The following is an 11,997-nucleotide window of genomic DNA, read 5'->3' on the forward strand; positions in this document are numbered from 1 at the left end:
CACAGGTCTTGTGTAAACCGCAGAACACTGTGGGAGCGAGCCTGCTCGCGAAAGGGCCAGTAAAGGCAACGCAGAACCTTCAGGCACTGCGCACTTGGAGAAGCTGCGCAGCACAAAGGGCAATCCTTGAACACGCATCCGCCAGCTTCACCCGGTCCACCACCAACCCGATGCGGATATGCCCCGCCGCACTCGGCCCGAACGCCTCGCCGGCCAGCACTGAAACGCCATAGCCTTCCAGCAAGCGTTCGGCAAAATCCTGCGCGGCGAATCCAGTCTGGCGCACATCCACCATCACAAACATTCCGCCATCCGGTCTGATCGGGTACAAACCCGGACAGCCGCGCAAGCGCTCGCACACCAGATCCCGTCGCAACCGGTATTCTTCGCGCATCTGCGTCACTTCCGGCAAGTCCTTCTCCAGAGCCACCTGCGCGGCTTTCTGCACAAAGTCCGGCAGACCGAACAGCATGCTCAACGACAGGTTCACCAAATGCTCCGCCAACGGTTTCGGCCCGATCATCCAGCCGATGCGCCAACCGGTCATGGCGTGGGATTTGGACAGGCTGTTGATGGTCGCCGTGCGCTCGGCCATGCCCGGCAAGCTCGCCGGGCTGACGTGCTCACCTTCGTACAACAAATCGCTGTAGACCTCATCGCTGATCAGCCACAAGTCATGACGAATGCACAGCGCCGCCAGCTCCTGCCAGATCAGCAGTGACAGACTGGCGCCGGACGGATTGTTGGGACTGTTGAGCAGCATGGCTCGTGTCCTGGACGTGATCCGCGCCGCGACGTCTATCGGATCGACACGAAAACCGTTTTCCGGACGCACCGGCACTGGCACCACGGTAGCGCCGCAGGCACCGAACACGCCTTCATAGGTCACGTACATCGGTTCGGCGACAATCACTTCATCACCCGGATCCAGCAGACATTGCGCCACCGAATACACCGCGCATTGCGCGCCGGGCAGCACGATCACATGGTCGGCGTCGACGTCCTGGCCGCTGCGCCGCCGATGGCGCTCGGCAATCCGCTTGCGCAGCTCCAACCGGCCACGCACTTCGGAATAATGGGTATCGCCCGCCAACAGGCTGTCGATGGCACCGTGGATGATCGGCAGTGGTGTATCGAAATCCGGATCGCCAACGGACAGCAGCAAGACATCGACGCCTTCGGCGCGTAACTCCAGCGCTCGGTCGTGAATCCGCCAGGCCGCTGCTCCCTCCCCGGCGATTCGTTGGGTCAAGGCTGAATAGCGCATGTACGTCTCCTGATTGCGCGGTCTCCAGCCTTCACCCTAGGTCAAATCACAAAGCGCGCCAGCCGATTTGTTCCTGGGATGAATTTCAAGAATATTTCGTACGGTGCTCGATTACCGATCAGTTGCCTACCTGTCAGGGTTGACAGTAGACCGATTCCAAGACCGCCCCCCTAATTAACCCGTGGAAACATTCGCAGGCCCTTCTCATCAACACAACAGAGCGTTAAAACAATGACAAATCTTAATGAAAAGATTCTTGAACTGGCCGCACCTGAAATCCCCGATGCGTTAGCAAACTTTCCTGGCAGTCAAGATAACTTGTTGCCATTAAGTGCATTGCAATCGCCACTGCGGGTATTGATCGCGCGATGGCTGGATCCAGGTCCTGCTCCAGGCTTGCCCGTAAGGTTGACGCTGTTATTGAACGGGAACCCGGTGGCGAACTATGATTTCACAACGCCTATTGATCCAGCGCTTTTCCCATTTCCAGCCCATATCCCTGAGCAAAACCTGCAACAGGAAGGCGAACACGAGGTTTCATACAGGGTGATTATTGGCGGGAATGCAGGGCAATCAACGGGCACGCCTATAACGATCGATACAACAGCTCCAAACTATGGCAACCCGGGAGCCGCTCCGGTGTTTCCACCAGATGTCATCAGTCACGGGATTACACAGAAGTATCTGGATGATCACGGTGATGAAGTTTTGGTAACCATTCCCCAGTATTTACAGCAACGAACCTGCGACAGGATCGAATTTTACTTTGGTTCACTTACGGCCCCCCCTGCCATCATCACAACGGTGCATGACTCGAGCTCACCTACCGTTATCAAGCTCAGTGGCGAAATTATCCGTGCGCATGGCTCCGGCAATAAGCTTGCTTTTTGCAGGCTTTCGGATCGCGCAGGAAACATAGGTTCGCTCTCGGCGTTCGTGAGTGTTGATGTACACCTTCCTTGAGTCAGAAATTTGTCAAAATGGGCTGAAGCAATAACCTGTTTCAGCCCACTTCAGGCTATTTCGTGATTTTCAAATCACGAAGCGCGCCACCATCGCATTCAAATCTACTGCCAGACGCGACAGTTCGTGGGTAGCGGCGCTGGTTTGATTCGCGCCGGCGGCCGATTGCGTGGCCAGGTCGCGGATGTTGACCAGGTTGCGATCGACCTCGCGGGAGACCTGCGCCTGCTCTTCCGAAGCGCTGGCGATGACCAGGTTGCGCTCGTTGATCTGGTGAATCGATTGGGTGATCTGCTCCAGTGCAACGCCGGCGGCGCGAGCCATTTCCAGAGTGGTCTGGGTGCGCTGGTTGCTTTGCTGCATCGATTCGACCGCTTCGCCGGTGCCATTCTGGATACCGGCAACCATTTTTTCGATTTCCTGAGTTGACTGCGCGGTGCGATGGGCCAGTGCGCGAACTTCGTCTGCCACCACGGCGAAACCGCGCCCCGCTTCACCGGCACGGGCTGCTTCGATGGCGGCGTTGAGTGCCAGCAGATTGGTCTGCTCGGCGATGGCGCGGATCACGTCCAGCACTTTGCCGATGTCGCGGCCCTGAGCAGCCAGGCCTTCGATCATCTGTGCGGTGTTCTGCACGTCCTGGGTCATGGTCTGGATCGCATCGACGGTTTTCACCACCTGATCGCGACCTTCACGAGCGGCGTGGGTCGACTGGTTCGAGGCTTCGGAAGTCGACACCGCGTTGCGGGCGACTTCTTCAACCGCTGCGGTCATTTCGTTGACGGCGGTGGCGGCCTGTTCGATTTCGTCGTTCTGTTGTTGCAGGCCACGGGAGGCCTCTTCGGTCACAGCGCTGAGTTCTTCGGCAGCGGCGCCCAGTTGGGTGGCGGAACCGGCAATCTGCTCGATGGTCTTGCGCAGGTTGGTCTGCATCGCGGCCAGCGCTTCAAGCAGGCGCGCCGGTTCGTCCTTGCCGTCGACTTCGATGACTTTGGTCAGGTTGCCGCCGGCAATGGTTTGCGCGGCCGCCACGGCACGGTTGAGCGGAGTGACGATGCTGCGGGTCAGCAACCAGGCCAGCAACACCGTGGCCAATGCGGCGATCACCGCGACGATGACGATTCCGGTAACGGCACTGTCGTAATGCTCGCCGGCCTGAATGGAGGCGTCTTTTGCCCCGGCGGCATTGATCGCGATGAGTTTGTTGAGCTGCTCACCCATCTGGTCCGTGCCGTCCTTGATCTTCGTGTTGATCAGGGTGCGCATCTCATCGACCTTGTCCTGACGCGACAAGTCCATCATCTGGTTCTGGGCTTGCAGGTAGTTGTCCAGGGTCGTGGCGAAAGCCTGATATTGCGCACGCTCCTCACTCTCTGCCGGCAACGCGGCGTAAGCGGCCTGGGCGCTGCGCACTTTGTCCACCAGCACACCAATGCGAGTCTGTGCTTCCTGCAGGCCGGCAGCGTCACGGTTGACCAGAATCCGGAACGACAGGATCCGCAGGCGCAATACGTTTTCCGTCACCACGCCAAGGTAGGCGACGCTGGGCAACTGGTTGGTCTGCATCTCGACGGACGCCTGACGGATGATCGACATGCGATTGACGGCGAACACGCCGAGCACGATCACCAGCAGGGCAATAAAGGCAAAACCGAGGAAGGCACGGGGCGCGATATTCAGATTACGCAAGGACATAGGAAGGCTCTCGGAAAGTCGAAGCTAAGAGCATCCATGCCGTATTCACTGGCCCGCGAGGGCGGGCTTCAGTCCGGCGTCACTGATTGTGTAAGTCTTGTGCGCGCCTGATCTCTATATCGGCCAGGCTTGAGGAATTTTGCAGGTAAAGAGCAAATATTTTTCTAATTATTGCGAGTGTTTCGCTATTGAAACACCCGACGTTTTAGATGATGGGTGACAGGTCAGGCCGGAGTCGCCATGCGCCAGACGCGGGCAATATCGGTGGCGCGTTCGCGCAACAGGCGTGGTGCTTCGGCGCAGGCTTGTTCGAGGGTCATCGGGCCGCTGGTGACGGCGAATGCTGCATCGATACCGTGATCGTAAAGAGCCTGATAGCCCTCGCCCAAAGTCCCGGCAATGACGATCACCGGAACGCCGTATTGCTTGGCGATCCGCGCCACGCCGAACGGGGTTTTGCCGCGCAGGGTCTGGGCATCGAAGCGCCCTTCCCCGGTGATCACCAGGTCCGCACCTTTTACTGCATCGGCCAGCCCGACCAGTTCCGCGACCACTTCAACCCCGGCCTGGAACCGTGCGCCGAGAAACGCCTTGGCCGCAAAGCCCAGTCCACCCGCTGCACCGCTGCCCGGCTCGTCCCGAACATCCTTGCCCAGCGCTTGCGCGCAGAGTTCGGCAAAGTGGCCAAGAGCCTGATCCAGTTGTTGCACCTGCGCCGGGGATGCGCCCTTCTGCGGGCCGAAAATCGCCGAGGCACCATGAGGGCCACACAGCGGATTGTTGACGTCGGCGGCGATGTCGAAACGGACTAGCGCCAGGCGTGGGTCGAGTTCGCTCAGGTCCAGTCGTGCGAGTTGCGCCAACGCCAGACCGCCCGGCACCAGTGATTGCCCTTGAGCGTCCAGCAATTTAACGCCCAGCGCCTGCATCGCACCGGCACCGCCGTCGTTGGTGGCGCTACCGCCGATGGCCAGAATCACTCGTTGTGCGCCGGCATCCAGCGCAGCGCGGATCAGTTCTCCCGTGCCGTAAGTGCTGCTGATGCACGCGTCACGTTGCCCCGGCGGCACCAGTTGCAGACCGCTGGCCTCGGCCATTTCGATGATTGCGGTGTGGTTGTGCGGCAGCCAGCCCCATGCGGCTTCAACTGCTGCGCCCAACGGGCCACGCACGCGGATACGGCGCAGTTCGCCTTCGCACGCGGCGAGAATCGACTCCACCGTCCCTTCGCCACCGTCGGCCATCGGGCATTTGACCAGCGTCGCCTGTGGCCAGACCTGCGCCAGGCCCAACGCAATGGCTTCTGCAACGCCTTGGGCACTCAGGCTGTCCTTGAACGAATCGGGGGCGATGACGATTTTCATGTGAATTCTCCAGTTCCAATGCTCCTCATGCTGCCAGTCGCCTTGCCCGTTGACGCCTGTCCGCTGCACAAGTTGGATTGGCGTTTATTGTTCATTTTCACAAAGGTTTGGAATAGATGCTGAATGTCCCGGCCCTATCGCTGGCAAGCCAGCTCCCACAGGGGACTGCGTCGTTCACATAATTTTGTGCACACCGATGATCCTGTGGGAGCTGCGGTGCGACGATTCGACTTGCCAGCGATGGCGCCCTCAAGAACACCTCATACCGTTGATTCAGTCTGCGGCAGCAATTGCACCCCGAGATACAGCGCCAACATGCCGTCGAGCTTCAGCGGATCGACCCCGCTCAACTCGGCAATCCGCTCCATCCGGTAACGCAGACTGTTGCGGTGAATCCCCAAGGCATCGGCACAGGCCTGGCTCTGCCCGTCGTGATCGCACCAGCTACGCAGGGTCGCGAGCAACTGGCCGTTGCTGTCCTTGGCGATCACTTTGCGCAACGGTTTGAGCAGTTCATCCAGCGCATCATCGTTGCGATGGCGCCAGAGCATCACCGGCAAGCGATAGCGATTGAGAGTCAGCAGCCGTGAGCGCGGCAAAACTTCGCGGCCATAGGCAAGCAAATCGCCGACCCGCCGATAGCAACGGCGCAGCCCGGCCAACCCATCGGCCTGCCCGCCGACCGCAATGCGCAGGATGTTCCAGCCCAGACCATCGAGTTTTTCCAGCAGACGGTCATGCTCGACGTTCTGACTCGCCGGCCGGCACCACAACAGCGACGACTTGGCCGAACTCACGCACCAACTGTCCGGATAGCGCGTCATCAACCAGGCACTCAGCGCCTCGACTGTTTGCCCCGGCCCATGCTCCAGACCCAATTCAAACAGATATGGCACCCGCGTCAGTTGCGGTTTCAGCCCGAGTTGCTGAGCTTCATCGACCAAACGCGGCGAATCCCCTGCTTCGCTCAACAGCAGCGCGAGCAAATCATCGCAACGTTGTCGACGCCATTGCTGCTCGGATTGCTGATTGCGCTGACCGACCAGCATTTCAGCGGTCATGCGTACCAGCTCGGCATACGTACGCAATTGCTCCGGCTCGCCGGTGATACCCAGCACGCCGATCAACCGTTGATCGAGCAGCAACGGCAGGTTGATCCCCGGCTGCACCCCTTTCAGATGCACGGCGGTCTGTGCGTCGATCTCCACCACCCGGCCGTTGGCCAGCACCAGTTGCGCGCCTTCATGACGGGTATTGATGCGCTCCGGCTCGCCACTGCCGAGGATCAACCCCTGGCTGTCCATGACGTTGACGTTGTACGGCAAAATGGCCATGGCCCGGTCGACGATGTCCTGGGCGAGGTCGTGATCGAGTTCGAACATAAGGGCTGGAATCCTTGAAAACAGGCGCGGACGGTTGTTCACACGCACAGGGTCTGTCGGCAAACCCTGTGCTCAGGCACAAAGACAATCCGGCCAAAGGTGGCCGAGACTCTCAGGGCGATCAACGTTACCCTTTGCATCGCAAAAAATCATAATAAAGAGAGAGCCGCCATGTCGCAGAGCGCCGCTGCCGCCCAGACCATCGCTGACGATAAAAATGCCGTTTACAAACGCGTAACCCTGCGTTTGATCCCCTTCATCTTCATCTGCTACCTGTTCAACTACCTCGACCGGGTCAACGTTGGATTTGCCAAACTGCAGATGCTCGACGCGCTGAAATTCAGCGAGACCGTGTACGGCCTCGGTGCCGGGATCTTCTTCATCGGCTACGTGCTGTGCGGCGTACCGAGCAACCTGGCCCTGACCAAATTCGGCCCACGGCGCTGGATCGCGCTGATGATGATCACCTGGGGCACGCTGTCGACGTGTCTGCTGTTCGTCACCACACCGACCCAGTTCTACACCCTGCGCCTGTTCACCGGTGCGGCCGAAGCCGGGTTCTTCCCGGGCGTTGTGCTGTACCTCTCGCAGTGGTTCCCGACCTTCCGCCGTGGCCGGATCATGGCGCTGTTCATGTCGGCGATCCCGGTGTCCGGCCTGCTCGGCAGCCCGTTTTCCGGCTGGATTCTGAATCACTTCGCCGCGGGCCAGGGCGGTTTGGCCGGGTGGCAGTGGATGTTCCTGCTGCAAGGTATTCCGACTGTGATCCTCGGCGCACTCGCCTACTTCCTGTTGAGCGACAACTTCGCCACTGCCAAGTGGCTGACCCCGCATGAGCGTTCGGTGCTGGAGGCCGATCAGGCCGAAGACCTGGCGAACAAGCCTAAAACCACGTCCGATTCGCTGATCGCGGTGTTCAAGAACCCGGCGATCTGGGCCTTCGGCCTGATCTACTTCTGCATCCAGAGCGGCGTGTACGCGATCAACTTCTGGCTGCCGTCGATCATCAAGAACCTCGGCTTCAGCGACAACCTGGTGATTGGCTGGCTGAGCGCGATTCCGTATCTGCTGGCCGCGGTATTCATGCTGGTGGTCGGGCGTTCTGCGGATTTGCGTAAAGAACGCCGCTGGCATTTGGTGGTGCCGATGTTGATGGGCGCTGTCGGCCTGCTGATCGCGGTGAACTTCGCGGCCAACCCGGCGATTGCGATCCTCGGTCTGACCATTGCGACCATGGGTGCGCTGACCGGTTTGCCGATGTTCTGGCCGGTGCCGACTGCCATGCTGAGCGCGGGCGCTGCGGCGGGTGGTCTGGCGTTGATCAACTCGATGGGGCAGATGGCCGGGTTCCTCAGCCCTTACCTCGTCGGTTGGGTCAAGGACAGCACCGGGTCGACCGATGCGGCTTTGTATCTGCTGGCGGGGGTGATTGTTGGCGGGAGTCTGCTGGCGTTGCGGATGACGCGCACGTTGCGGGCCTGATTATTGGCAGGCACACAAAAACGGCCCATTTCGGGCCGTTTTTTATTGGTGCTCTACGATCGGTCAGGGCCGGGCTTCAGCCGCCGTGTCCAGATTGTCCAGCACCCGATTCACCGCCAGTTCCGCCAGCATGATCAACTGCCCAATGCCCAGCAACACATGCCGCTGCGGCGCATCGATCATCCCGGCGAAATCGCTGGCCATGGTTTTGGCCGAGGTCAGGGTTTCGCAGGCGTCGGCCAGCAGTTCTTCGCTGTCGATGCCGGGGGCGATGAGGTAGCGGGTGTTGGGTTTGAGCAGCGGCTTTCTGGGGTGGAACGGATTGAGGTAGTGATCGAGGGCGCGTTCGGCAGCTTCGTGGAATTTCTTGGAATCGAGGGTTTCGTACGGCGAGGTGGTGTCGGTTTCGGGTGGGTTGGGTGTTGGTTTGATCATGGTGAAACTCCTAAGGCACTTATATGGAGCCACCACTCTCGCTACCAAACGATGGTGGTGGCCAGACGCAGGTTGGTAGACCGGGCCTTAGGAGAAACGGCGCACCCGAAGGTGCCCTGCGAATGACCACCATAAAACAGAGACAAAAGACTCTACAAAATGGAGCACTCTGCACTTAAAGACCCAGGCTACCAAACCCGATCGCTGTTCTTTTCAGCGACGGAACAACGATAAAACCCGGCCCTTAAGCGCACAAGCCGGCGGATTCTGGCTTAGTCGTAGGCAACGGCGCAAGGTTGTGTAGCCTGGGGGTGCGTGTCTGAACGTGTCCTTTAAACACTAGGCTTAAACACTGCGATGTGACTGAGAACGTCCCCCCCCCCTCACCCCAGCCCTCTCCCCCAAGGGGGCGAGGGGGAAAGGGAGCCGATCTCGGTGCATTTCAAAGCCGGAGTTCGACTCGATGTTTCAGGTCGATGTACCTCGTGATAACACCTCGGTCGGCTCCCTCTCCCTCCGGGAGAGGGCTGGGGTGAGGGAGCCCTTGATTCTAAGGCTCCGATTTCGCGTCCAGCTCAAGAACCACCCCGCCCGGCATCTGCACAAAAATCTGCCAGCCCCCATCCTCCGGCACTTGCGCCACCTGATACGGCAACCCACTGCCCTGCACCCGCTTCAAAACCACCGCCGCGTCTTCATCCGTACGAAACGCAAGATGACTCAACGCTGCCTCATCCAGCGCAGGCTGCTCAATCACATGTACCAACGCCTGCCCATCCTGATACAACCAGCGTCCGGGAAACGGAAACGGCGGCCGACGTCCCGGCGCCAATCCCAGCAGCGCATTGAAGACCTCCTGAATCGGCTGCCCGTCCGGCGCATTGAACGCCAGGTGATCGAAGTGCCAGGTCATAACAATCCACCTCCGTCGACGTCGATGATGCTGCCGCTGATAAAGCCATTTTCCATGACCAGCATAAACGCGGCGGCCAAGTCCTGCGGAGTCCCGACCCGGCCCACCGGCAATGCCGCCGAAGTACGAGCAAACATCGCGGTGCGCTGGCTTTCGTCCATGCCGGCGTACGCTTCAGTGTCGGTCACGCCGGGGCTGATGACGTTGACCCGGCGCGGCGCCAGCTCCTTGGCCAGTTGTTTGGCCAGAGCTTCCAACGCGGCATTCAACGTGGTCTTGATAAATTGCCCGGCGACGAATTTGCGCGACAGCAACCCCGACGTCAGGGTGATGCTGCCCCGCTCGCTCAGGTACGGCAGCGCCGCTTGAATGGCGCGCAAGGTGCCCCAGAATTTCACGTCGAACGCTTGCTGTGCCTGGAGCAGATCACTGTCGGCCAACGGTTTGGCGCTGACGCTCGGCCCGGCGGTGATCACCAGATGATCGAAGGCACCGATGCGCTCGAACAATTGATGCAGCGAAGCGTCATCAGTGACATCGGCGGATTCGTGGCGGATACCGTCATGGGTTTCGGACGTTTCAACACGGCGTCCGACCGAATAAACAAGGGCGCCACGTTCAGCGGCGTTCGACGCGACGGCGGCGCCAATGCCGCTGCTGCCGCCGATCACCACAACAGTCTGGTTGTCGAGTGGTTTCATGGGAGTTCTCCGGTGGGCTTGAGGAGATTGCATCTTCTCCGGTTGCCAATCGAAGAAAAATCCCGGTAAATCGGAAGGATCTTTAAAGGATTTTTAGCAATGAGCTCGATTCTCGATCTTGAGATCTTCGTCCGTACCGCCGACTCCGGGAGCATTTCCGCCGCCGCCCGAGCGCTGGAGCTGACGCCGGCCGCCGCCAGCATCGCGCTGAAACGCCTGGAAACCCGCCTTGGCATCCGCCTCTTCGCCCGCTCGACCCGCAGCATGCGCCTGACCGAAGAAGGCCGGCGCTATCTGGAAAGCGTGCGCCTGGCGCTGGCCACACTGGCCGAGGGTGAGCAAGCGCTGAAGCAACAGACCGAAGGCCTGAGCGGCATGCTGCAACTGGCGGCGCCGTCGGATTTCGGGCGCAATGTGTTGCTGCCGTGGCTGGACGATTTCAAACGCGATCACCCGCACATTCAGCTGCAATTGTTGCTCAACGACCGGCATGCGGATCTGTTTCGCGAGACGGTGGACGTGGCACTGCGCTTCGGTGTGCCGAGTGACTCGACGCTGGTGGCATTGCCGATTCTGCCGGAACATCGCCGGGTGGCCTGCGCCAGCCCCGACTATCTGGCGCGTCACGGCACTCCGCAAAACCCTGCCGAATTGAGCGAGCACAGCGCCCTGCTCTACCTGCGCAACGGCAGGCCTTACAACACCTGGCGTTTCCATCGCGACGGCGAAACGGTCGAGGTCGAAGTACGCGGCGACTACCTCAGCGACGACGGCGAAGTCGCCCGCCGCTGGGCACTCGCCGGGCACGGCATTGCCTACAAGGCCTGGCTCGACGTGGCGGAAGACGTGCGCGCCGGGCGGCTTGTGACGCTGTTCGATGATTGGCACGGTGAGAGCGTACCGTTCAATCTGCTGTGCCCGCATCGAGTGCAGGTGTCGGAACGGGTGAAGGTGTTGCAGGCTTTTCTGCGCGAACGCTGCGAAAGACTTTGTGACTGAAAAAGTTAAAAAGCAATTACAACGCTGGTGATGCCTCAGGATTATTAGGTTGGCCGTTCAACCCAAGGGTTTTCAAGGATTGAACGGATACCAGTAAAAATCTTGACTGCCATATTTCGCTTACGTAATAGGCATCAGATTGGCTTAAGGCACCATGATATCCAAGGATCACTGGTAATAATCTTGCGAAACCCGTTATTTGCATCGATTGCTCTACCATAAGCTCCATCAAAGATGCAGGACCAAACAAAGTAATCACGAACGGGAACCTCATAGACACGCAACATATTTCTTATAAACTCACTGTTAAACGTTGTCACACCCCCCAAAGAGTTCATCCACTTAACCGAGTCTTCGACACGAAGTGGCGTAGGACTTATATGCAATTCATGCACGTTGGTGACTGCCACCAGATAAGTCACGGTTGTACCTTCCTGATCCGTAACATAGATGGTGGCGGTATCGTTCTTGAGCCCGGTGACTTTACCTGCTTGGGTCACGGGTACATTGTTCGGGCTAGAGGAGGCATAGTCATACGGCGGAACACCACCGCTCGCAACCCGAACACCCGTGTTGCCAATCGATTCCAACCCGGTTTTCGGCCATCCCGGAATCTTCACCGAAAACCCGTCCAGCCTCATCATGGTCGGAACAATATAGAACGCCAACCGCTCGATCTCCCAAGGATCGGACTCAAATTGATTCCCGGTTTTTTCCTTCACGGTAAAACGGTGTGATCCGACCGCTATCGATATGAACTTGCTTTGCCACTTGTAATCCGTTCCGACTGTGACTT

The 11,997-nt window shown here is 59.3% G+C and carries 10 protein-coding genes and 1 pseudogene; 3 read left to right on the forward strand and 8 right to left on the reverse strand.

The genetic code is table 11. The annotated features are described in order from the left end of the window. Positions 1-79: 79 nt before the first annotated feature. Positions 80-1,267, reverse strand: coding sequence for a pyridoxal phosphate-dependent aminotransferase (locus ACW9HX_RS27925; RefSeq protein ID WP_457383059.1), 1,188 nt, complete (start codon positions 1,265-1,267; stop codon positions 80-82). A gap of 231 nt (positions 1,268-1,498) precedes the next feature. On the opposite strand from ACW9HX_RS27925, the gene ACW9HX_RS27930 reads away from it, so the two are divergent. Next, the gene (locus ACW9HX_RS27930; protein ID WP_457383060.1) at positions 1,499-2,230 is read left to right on the forward strand and encodes a hypothetical protein; all 732 of its coding nucleotides are present in this window, start codon (positions 1,499-1,501) and stop codon (positions 2,228-2,230) included. 69 nt (positions 2,231-2,299) lie between these two features. Here ACW9HX_RS27930 and ACW9HX_RS27935 read toward each other — a convergent pair whose 3' ends face one another. From ACW9HX_RS27935 to ACW9HX_RS27945, 3 genes are all read right to left on the reverse strand, one after another. After that, positions 2,300-3,925, reverse strand: coding sequence for a methyl-accepting chemotaxis protein (locus tag ACW9HX_RS27935; protein WP_457383061.1), 1,626 nt, complete (start codon positions 3,923-3,925; stop codon positions 2,300-2,302). A 224-nt stretch (positions 3,926-4,149) separates the two neighbouring features. Beyond that, a complete protein-coding gene (locus ACW9HX_RS27940) occupies positions 4,150-5,289 on the reverse strand; it encodes a glycerate kinase (protein WP_457383062.1) in 1,140 nt (379 codons plus the stop codon). Positions 5,290-5,549: 260 nt separating this feature from the next. Beyond that, on the reverse strand, positions 5,550-6,671 hold the full coding sequence (locus ACW9HX_RS27945) for a sugar diacid recognition domain-containing protein (RefSeq protein WP_457383063.1): 1,122 nt from the start codon (positions 6,669-6,671) through the stop codon (positions 5,550-5,552). A gap of 171 nt (positions 6,672-6,842) precedes the next feature. Between ACW9HX_RS27945 and ACW9HX_RS27950 the strand changes: the two genes are divergently transcribed. Further along, positions 6,843-8,153 (forward strand): MFS transporter, encoded by a 1,311-nt coding sequence (locus ACW9HX_RS27950; protein WP_457383064.1) that lies wholly within the window; start codon positions 6,843-6,845, stop codon positions 8,151-8,153. A gap of 63 nt (positions 8,154-8,216) precedes the next feature. Here the strand turns inward: ACW9HX_RS27950 and ACW9HX_RS27955 are convergent, their stop codons facing one another. The 3 genes from ACW9HX_RS27955 to ACW9HX_RS27965 form a co-directional block, all read right to left on the reverse strand. Then, positions 8,217-8,588 carry a DUF6124 family protein gene (locus ACW9HX_RS27955; protein ID WP_457383065.1) on the reverse strand — a complete coding sequence of 124 codons (372 nt, stop codon included), beginning with the start codon at positions 8,586-8,588 and terminating at the stop codon, positions 8,217-8,219. A 550-nt stretch (positions 8,589-9,138) separates the two neighbouring features. Continuing rightward, positions 9,139-9,501 carry a hypothetical protein gene (locus ACW9HX_RS27960; protein WP_457383066.1) on the reverse strand — a complete coding sequence of 121 codons (363 nt, stop codon included), beginning with the start codon at positions 9,499-9,501 and terminating at the stop codon, positions 9,139-9,141. Further along, positions 9,498-10,202, reverse strand: coding sequence for an SDR family oxidoreductase (locus tag ACW9HX_RS27965; protein WP_457383067.1), 705 nt, complete (start codon positions 10,200-10,202; stop codon positions 9,498-9,500). The genes ACW9HX_RS27960 and ACW9HX_RS27965 overlap by 4 nt, the downstream gene beginning before the upstream one ends. Positions 10,203-10,301: 99 nt before the next feature. On the opposite strand from ACW9HX_RS27965, the gene ACW9HX_RS27970 reads away from it, so the two are divergent. Then, the gene (locus ACW9HX_RS27970; RefSeq protein ID WP_457383068.1) at positions 10,302-11,201 is read left to right on the forward strand and encodes a LysR family transcriptional regulator; all 900 of its coding nucleotides are present in this window, start codon (positions 10,302-10,304) and stop codon (positions 11,199-11,201) included. Positions 11,202-11,335: 134 nt separating this feature from the next. On the opposite strand, the pseudogene ACW9HX_RS27975 reads toward ACW9HX_RS27970, so the two are convergent. Then, a pseudogene (locus ACW9HX_RS27975) lies at positions 11,336-11,997 on the reverse strand (Ig-like domain-containing protein); the annotation flags it as partial.

This window comes from Pseudomonas sp. SDO52101_S400 (assembly GCF_054071635.1).